This is a genomic window from Pseudomonas sp. GG8, assembly GCF_052976945.1.
The window spans coordinates 3,078,723-3,096,791 of the sequence record NZ_JBRIIP010000001.1; the positions used below are offsets into that span (position 1 = coordinate 3,078,723).

General features: G+C 53.0%; 16 protein-coding genes and 2 pseudogenes. 12 read left to right on the forward strand and 6 right to left on the reverse strand.

The genetic code is table 11. The features are described 5' to 3' along the window. Positions 1 to 242 precede the first annotated feature (242 nt). Positions 243 to 398 carry a hypothetical protein gene (locus ACVBEG_RS14695; protein ID WP_322178695.1) on the reverse strand — a complete coding sequence of 52 codons (156 nt, stop codon included), beginning with the start codon at positions 396 to 398 and terminating at the stop codon, positions 243 to 245. 73 nt (positions 399 to 471) lie between these two features. On the opposite strand from ACVBEG_RS14695, the gene ACVBEG_RS14700 reads away from it, so the two are divergent. The 3 genes and pseudogenes from ACVBEG_RS14700 to ACVBEG_RS14710 form a co-directional block, all read left to right on the forward strand. Next, positions 472 to 1,611 carry a glutathione-independent formaldehyde dehydrogenase gene (locus tag ACVBEG_RS14700; RefSeq protein ID WP_322178694.1) on the forward strand — a complete coding sequence of 380 codons (1,140 nt, stop codon included), beginning with the start codon at positions 472 to 474 and terminating at the stop codon, positions 1,609 to 1,611. 133 nt (positions 1,612 to 1,744) lie between these two features. Next, positions 1,745 to 2,842, forward strand: coding sequence for an alpha/beta hydrolase (locus ACVBEG_RS14705; protein ID WP_322178693.1), 1,098 nt, complete (start codon positions 1,745 to 1,747; stop codon positions 2,840 to 2,842). A gap of 140 nt (positions 2,843 to 2,982) precedes the next feature. Continuing rightward, positions 2,983 to 3,512: pseudogene (locus ACVBEG_RS14710) on the forward strand (transposase); the annotation flags it as partial. 400 nt (positions 3,513 to 3,912) lie between these two features. On the opposite strand, the gene ACVBEG_RS14715 reads toward ACVBEG_RS14710, so the two are convergent. The 4 genes from ACVBEG_RS14715 to ACVBEG_RS14730 all read right to left on the reverse strand — a co-directional run bounded on the left by ACVBEG_RS14715 (position 3,913) and on the right by ACVBEG_RS14730 (position 7,408). Next, entirely contained in the window at positions 3,913 to 4,341 is a 429-nt protein-coding gene (locus tag ACVBEG_RS14715) for a YagK/YfjJ domain-containing protein (RefSeq protein WP_369125019.1), read from the reverse strand. A gap of 84 nt (positions 4,342 to 4,425) precedes the next feature. After that, positions 4,426 to 5,391: a YagK/YfjJ domain-containing protein gene (locus ACVBEG_RS14720; RefSeq protein WP_322178692.1), complete on the reverse strand. Its 966-nt coding sequence runs from the start codon at positions 5,389 to 5,391 to the stop codon at positions 4,426 to 4,428. A gap of 378 nt (positions 5,392 to 5,769) precedes the next feature. Beyond that, a complete protein-coding gene (locus ACVBEG_RS14725) occupies positions 5,770 to 5,970 on the reverse strand; it encodes an AlpA family transcriptional regulator (RefSeq protein ID WP_322178691.1) in 201 nt (66 codons plus the stop codon). Between the two features lie 55 nt (positions 5,971 to 6,025). Further along, complete coding sequence (locus ACVBEG_RS14730) at positions 6,026 to 7,408, reverse strand: hypothetical protein (protein ID WP_322178690.1); 1,383 nt, start codon at positions 7,406 to 7,408, stop codon at positions 6,026 to 6,028. A 144-nt stretch (positions 7,409 to 7,552) separates the two neighbouring features. Here ACVBEG_RS14730 and ACVBEG_RS14735 point away from each other — a divergent pair, with 144 nt between their 5' ends. From ACVBEG_RS14735 to ACVBEG_RS14770, 8 genes and pseudogenes are all read left to right on the forward strand, one after another. Beyond that, complete coding sequence (locus ACVBEG_RS14735) at positions 7,553 to 8,632, forward strand: hypothetical protein (protein WP_322178689.1); 1,080 nt, start codon at positions 7,553 to 7,555, stop codon at positions 8,630 to 8,632. 1,655 nt (positions 8,633 to 10,287) lie between these two features. Continuing rightward, the gene (locus ACVBEG_RS14740; protein ID WP_322180550.1) at positions 10,288 to 11,826 is read left to right on the forward strand and encodes a cryptochrome/photolyase family protein; all 1,539 of its coding nucleotides are present in this window, start codon (positions 10,288 to 10,290) and stop codon (positions 11,824 to 11,826) included. Beyond that, a complete protein-coding gene (locus ACVBEG_RS14745) occupies positions 11,823 to 11,963 on the forward strand; it encodes a DUF2256 domain-containing protein (RefSeq protein ID WP_443690643.1) in 141 nt (46 codons plus the stop codon). Before ACVBEG_RS14740 ends, ACVBEG_RS14745 begins: the two co-directional genes overlap by 4 nt. Before the next feature lie 118 nt (positions 11,964 to 12,081). Beyond that, positions 12,082 to 12,552 (forward strand): annotated as a pseudogene (locus ACVBEG_RS14750) (hemerythrin domain-containing protein). Positions 12,553 to 13,110: 558 nt separating this feature from the next. Then, positions 13,111 to 13,875 (forward strand): COG4705 family protein, encoded by a 765-nt coding sequence (locus tag ACVBEG_RS14755; protein WP_447107942.1) that lies wholly within the window; start codon positions 13,111 to 13,113, stop codon positions 13,873 to 13,875. A 29-nt stretch (positions 13,876 to 13,904) separates the two neighbouring features. Beyond that, complete coding sequence (locus tag ACVBEG_RS14760; RefSeq protein WP_447107943.1) at positions 13,905 to 14,342, forward strand: hypothetical protein; 438 nt, start codon at positions 13,905 to 13,907, stop codon at positions 14,340 to 14,342. Positions 14,343 to 14,448: 106 nt separating this feature from the next. Next, a complete protein-coding gene (locus tag ACVBEG_RS14765) occupies positions 14,449 to 15,114 on the forward strand; it encodes a response regulator (protein ID WP_322180558.1) in 666 nt (221 codons plus the stop codon). Then, the gene (locus ACVBEG_RS14770) at positions 15,090 to 16,451 is read left to right on the forward strand and encodes an ATP-binding protein (protein ID WP_322180560.1); all 1,362 of its coding nucleotides are present in this window, start codon (positions 15,090 to 15,092) and stop codon (positions 16,449 to 16,451) included. Before ACVBEG_RS14765 ends, ACVBEG_RS14770 begins: the two co-directional genes overlap by 25 nt. On the opposite strand, the gene ACVBEG_RS14775 is transcribed toward ACVBEG_RS14770, so the two are convergent. Then, the gene (locus ACVBEG_RS14775) at positions 16,441 to 17,403 is read right to left on the reverse strand and encodes an IS30 family transposase (protein ID WP_322178783.1); all 963 of its coding nucleotides are present in this window, start codon (positions 17,401 to 17,403) and stop codon (positions 16,441 to 16,443) included. The two genes, ACVBEG_RS14770 and ACVBEG_RS14775, sit on opposite strands and share 11 nt — an antisense overlap. A 169-nt stretch (positions 17,404 to 17,572) precedes the next feature. Between ACVBEG_RS14775 and ACVBEG_RS14780 the strand changes: the two genes are divergently transcribed. Beyond that, positions 17,573 to 17,791: a hypothetical protein gene (locus ACVBEG_RS14780; RefSeq protein ID WP_322180563.1), complete on the forward strand. Its 219-nt coding sequence runs from the start codon at positions 17,573 to 17,575 to the stop codon at positions 17,789 to 17,791. Positions 17,792 to 18,069: the final 278 nt, after the last annotated feature.

The following is an 18,069-nucleotide window of genomic DNA, read 5'->3' on the forward strand; positions in this document are numbered from 1 at the left end:
ATCATCTTCAGATCAGGCTAGTTGACTACTACAACCTGCGCTCAAAAACGGGGTTATGCCGAGATAAGGGAGAAGTTGGATCGAATCCAACTACGTCAGCTCAAAAAGCTAGAGTTGCTCATGACCCCCTTGGATGGCGCGATTCAAATTCTCAGCCAAGAACCAATTGATCAGGAAGCCGGCAGCTAAATCTTCGAGTATCTGTCTCCCCAAGGTTGCCGAGGTAGCGCAGATGCATGCAGTCATCCCTTAGCCATTGGCATTGCCATCAAGGACGACTGCTGATCCATCATCTTCATCATCCCTCCCATGCCCGCGGAGGCCAAAAACTCATCCTTTTCGACGCTAAGCATTTCAATTAACCGCTCGTCAGCCATTCGGCTCAACTGACTGAACATATGTTGCTTTTCCCTGACAGATAAGTGGTGAGCAGACGAAATATTCCTTTCGTTTTGCTAATGGGAGAACAACATGAAAGCAATCGTTTACAACGGCCCGCGTGACGTGAGCGTGCAAAATGTCCCGGATGCCAAAATCGAAAAACCTACTGATGCCTTGGTTCGAGTCACTGCCACCAACATCTGTGGTTCAGATCTGCACATGTACGAGGGTCGGACTTCGTTTGAGACTGGGCGCGTATTTGGACACGAGAATCTCGGTGAGGTGATTGAGGTCGGGGCCGGTGTTGATCGGGTAAAGGTGGGGGATCGCGTTTGTCTGCCGTTCAATATTGGCTGCGGGTTCTGCGAAAACTGCGAGAAGGGCCTGACGGGGTTTTGTCTGACCGCCAATCCTGGTAATGCGGGCGCTGCTTATGGATTCGCAGAAATGGGGCCATATCAAGGAGGGCAGGCTGAATTGCTTCGCGTACCCTACGCCGACTTCAACTGCCTGGTGCTGCCCGAAGACGCGCAAGAGCGTGAAGATGACTACGTGATGCTGTCTGACATCTTTCCTACCGGTTGGCATGCGACTGAATTAGCCGGCCTATTACCCGGTGAGAGCATCGCGATTTACGGTGCCGGCCCGGTCGGATTGATGGCTGCCCACTCCGCCATGATCAAAGGTGCCTCCCAAGTATTCGTGGTCGACAATCATCCAGATCGTCTGAAGCTGGCGGCTCAAATGGGTGCCACACCGATAAACTCCCTGGAGAAAGAAGCGGTGGATCAGATACTCAATCTGACTCATGGCAAAGGCACTGATCGTGGTTGCGAATGTGTGGGTTATCAGTGCTGCGACCGCCATGGGCATGAAGCCAATCACCTGACGATGAACAACCTCGTTGCCTCGACAAAGGCTACCGGTGGAATAGGAGTCGTCGGCGTATTCATACCGAAAGACCCTGGTGCAAAAAACGAACTCGCAAAGGAAGGCAAGATGGCCTTCGACTTCGGTGCATTCTGGTTCAAGGGGCAGCAAATTCGCACGGGCCAGGCCAACGTCAAAGTCTACAACCGCAGGTTGGCACAACTCATTCACCACGGGCGAGCTAACCCCGCGCAGATCATTTCTCACCGCTTGAAGCTCGCTGAAGGGCCAGACGCCTATAAGCACTTCGATGCGCGTGACAATGGCTGGACAAAGGTTGTGCTCAAACCGGCTGATTGAGTGGATGAACCTGATGCCTTCGCTTGCTCCGAAAATACCGAGTAGGTCATAAACCGTGATAGCTAAGCACCGAAAAGGCCCGCCCGTGGCGCAGTGCGCGATTAAGGCGGGCTGTCGGTGTGAGGAAAAAATAATGATTACAAAACATCGCAAACTGGTCATCGTACTTTCAGCAATCGGAGTCGTTACCTTCTTGAGCGGATGTGTTCGAGACCCTGACAAACCTTCAGTTTCTCAGCTTGCTGTCAGCGGTACCAAAAGCATGCTGCGCACTGATTCGGACATGCACAAAGTGCTGAATAAATTTGCCAGCTTCGATGGCAAAGCAGTTGAGAAGATCACACCAGCCGAAGCTCGCCAGCAACCGACCATGGCCGACGCCGTTAAAGGGGTACTGGCTGACCAGAAACGCGACAGCACGCCCACGACACTTGTGCCAGGCGTCACCACTCGCGAGATCCAAGTGCCGGGCGCTGCAGGCTCGATGCCCGCGACTGTGTATACACCAGACGGCACAGGGCCGTTTCCGGTAGTGTTGTACTTCCACGGAGGCGGGTGGGTTTTCGCCGACCGCAAAGTTTATGACGGCGGCGCACGAGGTCTAGCGAAGCAGGCTAACGCTGTCGTTGTTTCCGTGGACTATCGACTCGCCCCGGAGAACAAATTCCCCGCCGCACATGAAGATGCCCTAGCTGCTTACCGTTGGCTGACAACCAAAGCGTCTTCGGTGAATGGTGATCCGAAGCGTCTTGCGCTTGCTGGCGAGAGCGCAGGTGGGAACCTTGCCGTTGCGACGGCGGTAGCGGCTCATAAGGCGGGGTTGACTGCTCCGAAGCATGTGCTGTCGGTTTATCCAGTAGCCCAGTCAAATACCGACACTGAGTCGTATTTGAAATACGCCGATGCGATTCCCCTCAACCGTCCAATGATGCTGTGGTTCATTTCGCAAGTCATTACCAGCCAAGCTGATGCCAAAGATCCGCGCATCGATCTTGTGCATGCCAATCTACAAGGTCTGCCTCCGGTCACATTGATCAACGCCGAGATTGACCCGTTACGTGACGACGGTGCTCAGCTGGAACAGGCGCTGCGAAGCGCAGGAGTGAGCGTTGAACGCAGGCTCTATCCAGGAGTAACCCACGAGTTCTTTGGTACTGCAGCTGTGGTGCAAAAAGCCCAGGAAGCTCAGATCTATGCCGGCGAGCGTTTGAAGGTTGACTTGGAGAAGTAGTGCGTTAAAAAACTTCATTGATCGGCGCAAAGTCCACCTGACATAGGCAGCTTTGCGTTCGAGCAATTCAAATTAGAAAAGTGCTTTCGCCTCTGCGGATTTTCCTGAAAAGTCATATCGGGGGCGGAAAGAGATTCACCGTGGCGTACTATTCATCCGAACGAAGAGCCGCATTGCTCAAGATGTTGCCACCTCCGCTTAACCTGTCGATAGCCAAGGTTTCCCGGCGCGAAGGGGTGAGCGAAATGTCTTTGTACAACTGGCGCAAGCAGGTCAGTTCAGAAGGAAACGTAGTGCCCGAAAACAAGCAATTGGCCCAGAACTGGTCAGCCGAAAAGAAGTTTGCTGTTGTCCTTGAGGCCGCCGGTTTGTCCGAGATCGACCTGGGAGAGTATTGCCGACGCCAAGGCCTTTACCCGGAGCAAATCCTCGTCTGGCGGCAAGCGTTTATCAGCGGCCAGAAGTCTGAACAGGACCAGCAAAAAGACGACCGCGAACAAGCACGTAAAGACAAGAAATGCATCCAGGAACTTGAGCGTGAACTGCGCAGCAAAGACAAGGCGCTGGCCGAAGCCGCCGCGCTGTTGGTGCTGCGAAAAAAGCTCAATGCCTACTGGGGGTTCGACAACGAGGACAACTGACGCCCTTGCCAGACCGGCACTTGCTTGTGCACACACATGACAGGTAGCCCACTGAACGTGTGGCCGTAATGTATGCGCGAGAGTGCGGAAGGAGGGGTGGCGCTGGAGTCAGTGAATTGTTTCATAACGGATCAACCTGCTGGATTGGGTCATATCTATCTCAATAGGCTTTTTTTAACTGATCTACCTGGGGCTGGCACTGATCAGGGTCATAGCCTTGATTGTCAGCAAGGCTATGTGACTGCCCCATATAGACTTTTCGGTCTATATGGGAGCGTACTGATAGCGTCGATCAAATGCCCTCTGGCTTCATTTGAGGGCCAACGAGCACGCTCAAATCCGACTGACGCCACAGCCATGACTGCCATCCCCAAAGACTTTAGTAGCTGCTTTGCAGAGATAGCTGCTGCAGGTTAGCCGGGAGGGGGGCTATCCCCTACTGCAACCAAACACATGGCATCGATTGCCGTACACCTTGGTCGCGGCCTTGCAGAGGTAGCTCACGCGAAGGAAGTACCGATCCATCTCCTCTGGATCATCCTGAGAGAGGTGGTGCCCAGCGTTATCGGGGATATGCACCAAGCCATAGGCATCGTCGACAGGAATTCTCAACGCACTGGCCCAGGCAGCATTTAGGCGGCTGTATGTATTCTGCTGTGCCGAGTGAAAGCGTCCCACGGTGTGGTACGCATCCCAGTTGAGCAGTAAGACGAAGTGATAATGCAGTCGACCCTCTTGCCCAATCTCCCTGACCCAGCACCAGCGCACCTCTGTCTGATGAGCAGTATCGTTCAGGCGCACGGAGCGCCCCCGTGCTGATTGAATTCTGTGGGTCAAGGAGTCGACGTATTTGGAGATGACTGATTACGCTGCCTTATTCAGATAGCAGATAACCGCTTGGGCAAATCAGAGCCAGCACGATGGTGCTGATCCGTAGACTTTTCAAACCGTTGCTCTGTGAATACGACCAGTGCGGTAGGCTCTCGCCCCAACAGGCTTCATGCGCAGATATTGGTTGTCCTTGGTCAGGTAACTCACGGCATTGATGACCTTTCGACATGCCTCGCTGTCAGCTCGCTTGATCACCCCGATTCCGAGCTCGTCACCATATCTGTCCTTGTCATCGTTGCAGCTGAAGAAGTAACCCAGGCCACAAGTGATCTGCTCCCACAACTCGCCAATCTTTCTCGCTTTAGCAAAATCGCTGCGTACCCCAGCACCGTTGAAGAAGAAGGCTGCATGGATATGAAAGCCTTTATCCTCTCCGTGCTCAACTGAGCAGATATAGCCTGTCTCATGCTCGAAGATGGGATTACGCTCCCGCGCACGAATGAGCTTATCCAAGTCATTGAACACATGCTCAATGCGCAAGCGTGGCCAAGCCATCGCTCGATAATGCAGATCAACACGGACGACCACCGTGCGTGAGTAACGATCAAGCACCTGGCTGACGTACTCGCTGAGCGTGGCTTGCTTGCGACTAGCCTCGTAGCGGCGGTCATCCGCCTTGCGCTTGTACCTCTTGCTGCTGATTAGCTGACGAATCCGAGCAACCAGTACGTTCATGGCATGATAGAAATCCAGATAGGCCGTCCCTTGCACATTCAGGCAGGTCACTCCAGCAGGACTACGCTCCAAGCCAATGTCCTGACAGGCTTCCCAGAAGGCTTGCAGGTGCTCGCTATAGCCGTAGGGGTGACGATCATCGAAGAGATCGAACATCTGCTGCATGGAGTCGACGTATTTGGAAATCCTGGTCCGTTGTACACGTTCGTATCCAGATTGAGTTTGGATGATCTCGAAAGCCGGCTTGTCAGTACGCTCAATGGACTGAACGAGTCGTTCGATCCTGATCGAGGCTTGAGACTGGGAGAAGCTGGCGAAAACGGTAGTGTTGAATGAGTACATGATTGAGTACCTGGTTGGTTGGATGCACACCAGATACTTAGTGAGTGTGTTTTAACTGCTGAGACGTTCTCTGCTTGAGACTATTGAAAGGGGGTAGCTTATTGGATATGGCTATAGTTGACTGTAGATATGCCTATGCCTATATCAATAAAACCAGCTTTGTCAAGGGAGGTACTGCCCGGAGAAGCCGGGCAATGGAAAGCGATAGAGCCCTGCCTATCGAGACTTTTTGCTATGAGTCGACCGAGGGTGTTGTCTGAGATGCCACCATGGCAGCCGGCTGATGTGGCATATAGGCCATGACCGGGGAAGCCCCAGTCATGGCCTATTGAGACTGCCGGGAGCGCGCATCCAAAGCTCACTCCGGATGCCTGCGAATCACGCAGCGCTTCCCTCGTGAGCATCACGCGCCTCGATTCGGGCCATGACCCAGCCCATCACTTCGCTTTCAACCCACGCTACAGCTCTCTCACCCAATGACACTGACTTCGGAAAGCCCCCTTCTTCGATGTACTTGTAGATCGTGGACCGACCTAGGCCGGTGGCGTGCTTGACGTCTTTCAGGCGAATTAACCTCATGAACTGGCTCCTCTGTATTCCGTTCAGAGGATTCGGGTGGCCTGTAAGAAAATACCTACGGGTTCTTCACTTTGCTGCCTGGCCGGGTCAGCAAGCCAAATCGGTATCGATCCTCAAGGGGAATATCGGACTCGCAGGGAAAGAACTGCGGCTCCACCCTATTGTCAGCATTCGGCTCAATGACTACGCCGCCACGCCAGCCATCTGACGAGCGGGGCAAGGCAAGCAATGTGAGAAGAAAATAACCAGACCTCAAAAGTCTAGGGATGATGACGAAATCCATTGCCCCAAACGGAACCCCTGATACTTGGTCAAATAGCTCAGTAATCCAGATCGCCAAGCTATAAGCACCATGATAGAGCTCATCGACTAAAATGCCGCACCGGTCTCTGCCGAATACTTTCAGACAATCATCACCAGAGTCTGAGAGCCGAGCCGGAGGCCGAAAGTCATTACGAATCCGCGCCTGTAGCTCTTGATCATCAATCCACTGACTAGAAGGGCAGTTAACAAGCACAGACCAATATTTGGAGAGCAGATGAGCGGCGTACTTCTCCAACATGACCTGTAAAAAATGAAAGAACGAGGGTTGCTGGTCCTTACAGAGGCTAAGAACCTCTCCGTATGGATAATTCTGATGTGTCGTGGGATTTTGACGAGTATTCCTACGGATCGTATCCGCATGCTGCGCTCTAGTGGGAAAATCAAGTCTCGTCGTGCAAACCAAAACTGAAGTGGCATTGTCCCCGCCTGATAGCTCTGGATGGTTCAGATTGAGGAAGTAGATGCTTTTCATTTTTTCGAAAAGAACCGAGCTGGTTGCACCGGGCACATAGGTTCTTATCAGGCCCAGGTCAATCAGGCACAGCACTCTATTCTTCAATCGTTCTTTACTGAGCCCCGTGATCTTGCATAGAGCTGAAAAGCCCAGGCCACTGACCACCCCTAGACGGTCAGCGCGACACAACAGCACGCTCAGCAACAGGCTATTCACGATACTCAACCGGCCGGGCTGTCTTTTCCTCCGTGCGTCGGCCGCCAGATCCACACCCTCATTATGCTCCTCGGCTTTTTCGCTTGCTTGGGCAGCCTTCCTATTTTCGTGCTTCAGCAGCCTGCTGACAGCTTCCTCATGGTCCGTGGCTGGCTGCGCGGATGCTTTATTGAGTTTGTTGTGAAAGTCATCCGTGAGTTGGTAGCTCCTTTTTGGTCGCCCCTTACCCGCAGGAGTGGATAAAAAGGTCATCACGCCGCGCTTATCCAACTCTTTTAGCGACGCAGTCACATGGCGATCAGAGAGCCCAAACTGCTTCGCCAAAGCCTTCACACCAAGCTCCACCGGCTCTTCTCTTCCGAAGTGCTGAATGAAGCGCACCAGGAAATATTTATCCTCTGGCTCAAGCCCTTTCACTTCATAAAACAATGCAGATAGAAACACGCCAATCCTCCATAGGCCCAGGACAGAATATGGCTATTTTATCGCAATAAATACAGCCTGTTTTCAATACTTAGTCATGATGCTGAAACGTGACGATAAACGTGATGAAGTAACGTGATGAATAAGGAGCTATAGTTTCACAAAATGACGCTAAAAATTTGGGGAGGGGGTTTGGGTATGAGTCGGAGGTCGCTTGGACTTACATGGCTTGATAGCAATGATCACAAGCAGCAGAAATGGGCTCACAAATATCTGCAAGGGAAAGACGAAATAGACCAGCAACATCGCTCCTCAACGATCGATCAGCTCCTTCGGATCGGCGAGAGACTGGAGGATTCAAAAGAGGGCATATTGATCATTGGCCAGATGAGAGGCGCATGGCGGCAGGTAAAATGCAGCGCTTCAGATAAAGACCGAAAGACCTATGCCTTCAAGCTCAAAATCGATGTAAAAAAAGATCTGGTATGGCTCGCCAAGAAGAACAAGATCACTGCAGCCGACATGCTCAGCAGGTTGATCTCTATGGAGCAGGATGCTCATGTAAGGTTTGAGGAGAAGCTCAACGAGGTAAAAAAGACGCACAAAGAACTGCTGAGCCGCTCCAGAAACGTCACTGCCCACTACAGACAGATCAACGGGACTCTAAAGGAGTTGCTGCACGTCAGTGTGGCGCAACTGTGTCAATCTGAGATTCTGCTGGAAGATGCCTCAATCTCGACAGAGAGCATCACCGAGGATCAGCAGCGCAGGATAGAAGAGCTACGCAAGCAAACAATGGCCGAAGTTGGCGCAGATATAACAGGTGAGATTAGGCTTCGACGCTCAGGGCTCCTTGATCGCCCCATAAAAGGAAGCAATGCCAACCGCCAAGTAGCGAAAGAGGCAGAGCCCAAAACCACGCGCAGCACACTAAAGCACCAGGCGGACTTGACTGGCCAGAAGCCAGCCACCCGTCAACAGACCCCAGAAGCAAAGCCAAAGCCCAGCTCGACGCTCGTAAGCGATAGCGCCAGCCCAATAATCAAACATCCTGCCAGTGAAAATCTAGAGGCGCAGCCTAATAAGAATGTCTCATCTCACATCAAGACAGGCGGAGCACTCCAGGGCGCCCAGATAGCCACACAAAACCCACCCGGCAGCTTTAGGGTCTATGTAACTACAGGGGCAGATGGAGTCATGAACTTATTTATAAAGAAGCATCCCGCCAGGGCGAGGGCTGATTAGAGTCAGGCTGAACGCCTCCTTGGGCAGGCCGCCCAACTGCTCCTCCTGGGGCCGCTCGTGAAAGCCACGGTGTATCCCTGGAGAGTCTGTTTTGAGCTGGCAGGAAGGGCCAACCTTGCATCGGCACTGACCCCTATTCGGTATCGATGGCGATTCAATACAGTGATTGCGACATGACGACGATAGCGTACTGACTGAGCGCAGCCGTAACGCCTCAGGGTGCTAGAGCGGGCATGTCATCATCCACCATTATGATTTTCTAGACCTAGCGCTCACACTGCTGCATCCATGCCCCTTAAAAGGCCGTAGAGTAAAATCACGCAAAAAGAGAGCGGGGGAACATATGGGGGAACAGAAACAACAGAAAGCAAAAAGGCCCCATAAAATGGGGCCTTTAGGTACAAATATGGCGGAGGCGATGGCCCGCTACTGGAGGACTCAATCTCAGCATAGTGAAATACCCCCACTTAAATGATGGGGGAACGCCAGAGAGTCAGCAAATCTCAATTCACTACCAATTCACTACCAAAAAGCAAAAATCGCAAAAATGAAAAAGCCCAATCTTTTCAGACTGGGCTAAGTCATTGAATTATATGGTCGGGACGGAGTGATTCGAACACTCGACCCCTAGCACCCCATGCTGGGGACGGTAGCGAGCTAACCTATTGAATTAAAACGGATACCACCCCTTTTAAGGGTGGCAAAACATCCGTTTTTTTGTGCTTATGCAAACGTAAACTCGTGGCCTGCAGCGGAGGTTTTGCGCACCTATTCTTCAGGCTTCTAGCCGACCGGACACCGCGCAACTATTGATTGGCGGCTATGGTTACGACTCATATGTGTTCATGCCCAGGAGAAGATCATGACGAAATCTGGCGGAACAAAGAGTGGATCGGGAGGAAAAGGAACGGGAAGCGCGCCGAAGAGCGCTCCGGTTCCAAATCTGCCCAGCACAACAGGGAATAAATCTGGTGGCGGACGTGGGAATGCACCGCCGAAAGGTAAGTAGGTGCATCATTTCGGCGCCTTCGCGAAAGGCGCCGAAATTGTTTGAGCCACCATCATGTCAAGGTGACTTCTATTAAAGCCTATCCTATTGAATGTAAAAGAAAATATCTACTTTATTAGCTACCAAAAAAGCCCCAATACACACTATAAGAATCAATAACTTAGCGTTGTATTTTCATACAGTAGTAGCCCCTACTCCGGCGTCCTGCCGACCGAACACAATCCCCACCAAACACACCAACTGCTGTGCTGTTCACTCCACCGAGGAACACCAATGCCGAACTCTGACCTGCTCCCGCCCCTGCTCTCAAACTCTACGAAAACCAACTAGCCTTGAGGCTCCATCATTATGGCGTTGATCGATTAGGGCGAGAAGGTGACCTTCGCTCAAGATCGAGAAAGCATCTAGGGACTTTCCATCAGCGTTGGCGATCCTGATCCATCGCAATAAAACCGTTTGGAGCTAGCGGCTTGCGCATCCAATCTGAAAAGACCGCTGGCGTTTTCCAGCAAAGGCGATATAAAAAACTTGTACATTATTTTTTATTTGTACAATAATTCGCAACTTCCCTTCTCACAATACGTTCTGTGGATTAAAGCTAGGAAGTCCCTGGGCCTTTACGCTCACCTCAACTGGATTCTGTTTGATGAATACGACTCGCCAGCTATGCCTCGTCTTGGGCGACCAATTATCTTTCGACCTTGCCTCACTGCAGGGTCTGGATAAGGAGAGCGATACGGTGCTCATGGTCGAGGTGATGGAAGAAGCTAGCCATGTCCCACATCATCCGCAAAAAATCACCCTGATCTTCAGTGCTATGCGCCATTTCGCCGAGGCTCTGCAGCAGCGTGGAATCCGAGTTCAATACGTCACCCTTGATGATCAGCAAAATAGCGGATCGGTGCCGAGCGAGTTACGCCGCTGGCAGGCACTCCTACAGCCAGATGAGCTACACATGACTGAATGCGGCGACTGGCGTTTGGAGCAATCAATCAAGGACTGCGGCTTAGCGATCGAATGGCATTCCGATACTCGCTTTCTCTGCACGCGCACCGAGTTCTCTAACTGGGCGAAAGGCAAAAAGCAGCTGCGCATGGAATTCTTTTACAGAGAGATGCGGCGCAAGAGCAGGTTATTACTCAATGGCGACGGCAGTCCGGTCGGGGGCGCTTGGAACTTTGATACAGAAAACCGCAAGGCATTACCAAGGGGAGTTAGGCCGCCTTCGCCTGCCCGCTTCACGCCCGACGCAATCACCCAGGATGTGCTTGCGTTGGTGGCAAGACACTTCACCAGCCACTATGGCACCCTCGACACGTTCGACTACCCGGTAACCCATGCGGAAGCTCAGGCCCTATGGGATTACTTCCTCGACTGGGGCATGGCAGCTTTCGGCGACTATCAAGACGCCATGGCCAGCGACGAGCCCTTTCTGTTTCATGCCCGTATAAGCGCTGCACTCAATATTGGCCTACTGGATCTTCGTCAGCTTTGCAGCGATGTGGAGTCAGCGTACTGGTCGGGCAGCATTGCACTCAATGCTGCCGAAGGCTTTATTCGCCAACTAATCGGCTGGCGGGAATATGTCCGGGGCGTCTACTGGCTGAAGATGCCTGACTACGCCAATGGCAATGTGTTCGGTAACACAAGGTCGCTTCCAGAGTTCTACTGGACAGGCGAGACCAAGATGAATTGCATGCGCCAAGCTATCAGCCAAAGCCTCGAGCATGCCTATGCTCACCATATCCAACGGCTGATGGTGACCGGCAATTTCGCCCTGCTCGCGGGCATCATACCGAGTCAAATATGCGAGTGGTATCTGGCGATCTACATGGACGCCTTCGACTGGGTGGAGCTACCCAACACACTGGGCATGGTCATGCACGCCGATGGCGGTTACCTGGGCTCTAAGCCTTACTGTGCGAGTGGCCAGTACATCAAGCGGATGTCTGACTATTGCCGTGGCTGCGCTTACAAGGTGAGCGAAAGCACCACTGACGACGCTTGCCCCTTCAACTCGCTCTATTGGCACTTCCTGATGCGTCACGGCGACCGTCTGCGCGGCAACCAACGCATGAGCATGATTTATAAAAACCTCGACCGGATGCCTGAATTCAAACAGCAGGCGCTTTGGCAACGTGGCCAGTCATTGCTCGCCAAATTAGATGGAGATGAGTCATTTTGAAAAAGAGTGAACTCCCAGTCAAAACTTGCGTGATCTGCGGCCTCCCCTTCACGTGGCGGAAGAAATGGGCTCGCTGCTGGGAGGAAGTGTGCTACTGCTCGGAACGTTGCCGACGTAGTAAATGTCTAATGTATTGATAGTAAAGCTGATTGCTTAAATTTTTGATTGGCACAGCTAATGCATTTCTACCTAGGAAACAAAGCAGTGACGGCGACGACCGTCCCACGTCATTCCGAGATAGATGAGGCAACCAAAATGAATGCCATCGATCTTTTAAAAGCTGACCACGTACGAGTAAAGGACATCCTCGCCCAATTGAGCGAGTCGACTGATCGGTCCCAAAAAAAACGTACTGACCTGCCTGGTAGCCAAGCTCGAAATGGAAATCACCATCCACACCAAGCTGGAAGAAGAGATCTTATATCCCGCCTTCAAGGAAGCAGGTGGTAAGGAACAGGAGGAAATGTATTACGAGGCCAAGGAAGAACACCGCACTGTCGACTCTCTGGTACTTCCCGACCTCAAAGCGACAGACCTGAGTTTGCGGGTCGCACAAAGTTCGTTAAGGAGTTGATTGAGCATCACATTGAGGAGGAGGAAACCGAGATGTTTCCTCAGGCGAAAAAGCTGCTCGGCGAAGCGACACTGGATGCGCTGGGCGAGCAAATGGAAGCGATGAAAGCCGAATACAAGAAAGCTCTCGGCACGCCGAATAATGCCGCTTAACAGGCCAGCGTACAGCCCGGCCCAGCGCCGGGCTTTTTCGTATCCACGACATCCTTTTCACAAAATACTCACAGACTTTAGCGCAGATTGAGCGGTCAAAAAGGACTTGGCACCATTGGCCCAGAAACTGGCCCAACCTCTCCGGCGTCCTGTCGACCGAACACAATCTCAATCACGCGGCTTGCAATACCACGACTGCGCATAAAGAAAGCAGTCGATCTCTTCCACGCTACTCAGTGCGAAATTGCACTCCACTTGATTCCCGTGTTTGCATTTGATCTGACCAACGATTGCTTCGGATTTGACCAACACGCTTCGTAGCCATGATCGGTACAAAACTGCCGATCGGTTCCGATTCAGACAATTGCGCATGCCAGCCTCCAGAATAGGCTGCGGAAGTAATATGTAACGTTCCCAAATCCGGAGTAATGCCTTCAGCGATCTACCCGGCAAAGGAACCGCGGCAATCGTATTGCCGTCCCTCAGCCTCAGCTAAGTTTCGCTAAGTATCTTCTCCCCTGCGCAAGTTCAGCGCCGCTCAGGAGAGGCTACCCGCACATGAATCCCGAAAAATCCGGATGGCTCAACAAAGTACCCGAAGTGACGCTGTCATTCTGGGTGATCAAGATTCTGTCCACGACGGTGGGTGAAACCGGCGCGGACTTTCTGGCCGTGGATGCCAGTTTGGGCGCTGGTTGGACGAGCATCGGCATGGCCGTCTTGCTAGCGCTCGCGTTGTGTTTTCAACTACGTACCAAGGCCTATTCACCCCGGATCTACTGGTTAACCGTGGTGCTGGTAAGCATCGTCGGGACACAAATCACGGACATCATGACCGACATGCTCGACATCAGCCTGTACACCAGCACGGCGGTCTTTGCCATTCTGCTGACGATCAATTTCCTGGTCTGGTACCGGGTGGAGCACAACCTGTCGATCCGCGAAATCGTCACCCCGCGAAGGGAGCTTTTCTACTGGACAACCGTGCTTTGCACCTTTGCACTCGGCACAGCAGCGGGCGACCTGGCCACCGAAGCGCTGGGCCTGGGTTTCACCCTTGGCGTCGTGATTTTCGGTGCGCTTATCGCCACGACTCTGCTGGCTTGGCGCTTAGGCGGCAATGTGGTGCTGACCTTTTGGATGGCATACATCCTGACCCGTCCATTTGGCGCCTCTCTCGGTGATTTGCTGACCCAAGCTAAAACTTATGGTGGCCTCGGCATGGGAGCCGCTTGGACGAGTGCCATCTTCCTGTGCGTCATTGTTCTTTTGGTCGCGGCCGCGCAAATCAGTGTTGGCAACCGTAAACCCGTCAATCAATAACCTGTCAAAAAGCCAATCAAGGAATCGTCATGCGTCCACTTCAAAATGTCATTCGCCACGTTGCCATCGTCTCGTCGATCTTTTTGCTCAGCATCGCCACCGGCTGCTCGAAACCTGCCGACAAACCTAGTGCTGGCACGCCGACCACATCGGCGAGCGCATCCGCCCAGCCAGGTTCAAAACTGGGTGATCTGTCTGAGTTCCGCACCATCGCCGCTGATGTTGCCGCGCTCGTCGATAAAAACGACCTGCCGGGGGCGAAAACCCGCATCAAGGATCTAGAAACGTCCTGGGACTCCGCCGAAGCTGGCATCAAACCCCGGGCTGCAAGTGACTGGCATGTGCTGGACAAAGCCATTGACCGGGCACTCGACGCCCTGCGCGCCAGCACACCGAAACAGGGCTGTTGCAAGGCTTCGATGGATGATCTGTTGAAAGCCTTCGACTCCATGAAGGTGAAGCAGTGACCGACAGCCGCACATTGCGTTGATCCGGCGACGGACAAACGCCGACCCAGATGCTTCAATACAGGCGCGACGGTCATGATCGGCGCGCCTTTTTCTGGAGTGATAAATGCGGATATTGCTGGTCGAAGATGACCCGATGATTGGGGATGCCATTCAAGGCGCGCTGAACGATGCTAGCTACGCCGCAGACTGGGTAAAAAACGGACTCACCGCCCTTGCAGCACTGGAAACACAAGCTTATGACATGGTGCTGCTGGATCTCGGCTTGCCCGGCAAAGACGGGCTCGATGTGCTCGATGGCATTCGTGGACGCAACAACCCGGTGCCGTTGCTGATCATCACCGCAAGGGATGGACTCGATGATCGCCTGCGCGGCCTCGACGGCGGCGCAGACGACTTCCTGCTCAAACCCTTCGCCATGGCGGAGTTACTGGCACGCATCCGCGCCGTTTTACGCCGCAAAGGCGGCAGTGCCCAGTCAGTGCTGGACAACGGTGTAGTGTCGCTGGATTTGCTATCCAAACAAGCGGCTACTGCCGAAATCCCCGACATTCAACTCTCCAGCCGCGAGTTCGCCCTGTTACAGGCCCTATTAATACGACCTGGTGCCATTCTCTCGCGCAGCGAGCTGGAAGACCGTATTTACGGCTGGGGTAATGAAGTGGAAAGCAATGCGGTGGAGTTTCTGATTCATGCACTGCGGCGGAAACTGGGGAGCCATGTCATCAAGAATGTCAGGGGAATGGGATGGATGGTTTCAAAAAGCGCTTGAATGATTCGGTACAGATGCATTTGTCTGTAACGCTGTCGCTAGCCATCCTGATCGTGGCGGTACTGGCAGGTTTTTTCGCTTTTGTCTCTGCGATTAACGAGACGCACGAAATGCAGGACGAGACCTTGCGTCAAGTGGCCATCCTTTTTGATCGGCAAAAGATGACCTTCCACTATCCTGTGGTTGAACAGGTAGTTGGCGACGACGAAGAGTCCAGGGTTATCGTCCAATACCTGACCGACAGCAGTAAAGCGACCGGAAGTGATGACGCAACAACACCGTTACCCTTCCCGGTAAGACTAGCCGATGGCTTGTCGACCTTGAGCGTGGCAGGCGAAAATTTTCGCGTGCTGGTTAGAACAATGGTCGGTGGCGAACGCATCGTTGTCGCCCAAGAAGCTGACGTGCGTGAAAAAGAGGCGCGAAAGAGCGCTTGGCGTAGTCTGTTGCCGTTTCTCATTCTGTTTCCGGTGCTGTTGCTGGTGGTGAGCGATCTGGTACGCAAACTGTTCCGTCCCATAGCAACCCTCTCGGACGAAATCGATCAGCGCGACGAACAGGCGTTGCATCCTATCGACGATAACCACCTGCCAACCGAGATCCGACCTTTCGTCGTGGCCATCAATCGATTGTTGACGCGCGTTGCGCAGTCCATGGAAGCCCAGCGTCGCTTCATCGCCGATGCAGCCCACGAACTGCGTTCCCCGATGACGGCCCTGTCACTACAAGCCGAGCGACTGTCGGCCATAGAAATGTCGGCGGCGGCCTATGAACGTTTTTTGCCATTGTCTCGGGGAATTGAACGCAGCAGAAAACTGATCGATCAACTGCTGGCCCTGGCGGCAGCACAATCAAGCTCGGATCGATCACAGACATCAGTTTCAGTCCATGAAGTCTATCGACGGGTACTAGAGGACTTACTGCCGCTGGCAGAGCGCAAGCGCATCGATATCGGTGTTGAAAGCATCGAAGACGTACAGGTCAATATCAACGCAATGGATCTGTTAATCCTGGTCAAGAATCTGGTGGATAATGCTATCCGTTATACCTCCGTTGGCGGACGAGTCGACCTGACGGTAGAGTTGGCGCAGGAAACAGTGATCCTTCAAGTCAAGGACTCAGGCCCAGGCATCAGCGCGGAAGAACAAATGCTGGTGTTCGATCCGTTCTACCGAAGTTTGGGAACCGATGAAGCAGGCTCCGGGCTGGGTTTATCGATTGTAAAGGCGATAGCCGATCGTGCGGGGGCGCACATCCGATTGAGTTTTTCGGATGAGATGAAGAAGAGCGGATTATGTGTTTCGGTCTGTTTTAAAAGACCTGAATTCAACACATAAGTGCAACGCTCACCCCCGCATAGACTTCATACGGTGTCTTCCAGCCCAGGCGTTTGCGAGGGCGTAAATTTATCTGCGCGACCACACGGTTTACAGCAGCAACCGTCAGCTTGCTGAAGTCACTGCCTTTGGGAAAATACTGGCGGAGTAAACCGTTGGTATTTTCATTCGTGCCGCGCTGGCAGGACGAATACGGGTCGGCAAAATAGACCTGGCAACGGCTCTTGTTCGCGATGCGCTCATGGCCGGCAAACTCCTTGCCGTTGTCCAGCGTCAACGTATGCACCACATGCCCATTGAACTGTAAATTGATCGCCCGAGTGACTTGGCGGCTATCTGAGCGCTTGACCGGGTAAGCGCTCAGATAGCCGCTTTTACGCTCAACCAGAGTGACCAAATTACCGCCCACCCCATGCACTGTGTCACCTTCCCAGTCGCCCAGCCGTTCTCGAGTTTCGACCTCAGCAGGACGTTCAGTGATCGACACCCGATTTCGCAACTGTCCCCGCCGGTCGTGGCTTCCATAGCGTTTACGGTAACGCTTTCGACGGTGCCGCAGATGCGTATAAAGCTCGCCGCCGCCCTGTTTGTCGGTGGCAATAAACCGATAAATCCACTCATGACTGACCGCCTGATCTGGTCGCTCTTGCTTGAGCCGATGACAAATCTGCTCTGGGCTCATTCCATGGTTGAGCCATATCGCAAGGTGATGACTCAACCAGGTAACCGGTTTGCAAAACTTCCGAGCCCCAGCGCGCCGGACATCACTTTCATGGGTCGCCGAAACCGCCTCGTAAACATTTTCAGAACGGTTGCGGCGAACCTCACGACTAATCGTCGAAGGGTGCACGCCCACCTGTTTAGCAATGTTTGCTTGGCTCTCTTTAGCCCTCAGACCCGCTTCAATCTGGTAACGTTGGCCATGAGTCAGCTGCCGGTAAGGCGTGGTCATCTGCGCTTGAATCCTTTGGTGTGAGAGCCTGGATTCTACCGGTGGCTGGCTCTCTGCCTCTCGTTTCAAGCGTTGCAGTTATTCTATGAATTCAGGAGAGGTAAAACGTGAAGCTTTTGTGCTGGATTGTGAAGCGTCTCTAATATCCTGGAAACCATAACGAGCAGCTATGAGTCGACTTCTGCCGGTCAAGTCCGATGCAAAAGGCTGGTCAGGTCGAATGCTAACGGGTGGGCAAGTCAGTGCCATTACCCAACTCAGCGCGAATCCACCGGTAGCCATTCCTGACAGCCTGACATCGAGCAACGGGTTGAGCGGCTCCGGCCCGACCGGATTGCTCTTCCTGACGGTGGCTATCTCCGCATTCCGGTTCAACGCTTCGCACTGAGCTGGCTGGACATAGATGACTAAGTGATTCGAACACTCGAGCCCTAGCCTCCATACTGGGATTAAATACGCATAACATATTGTTTAATAAGGAATAAATACCATATTCAGAGTGACAAATTATCCGCTTTTGTGTGCTTATGCAAACGGTAAACCGTGGCCTATAGCGGAGGTTTTGCGCAATCCCTCCCCCGGCGTCCTGCCGACCGGACACAATCTCATATCGACAAGCGCTCGTACCCCACCAATGCTCAGAACCTAAGACCGGCCTCACAACTT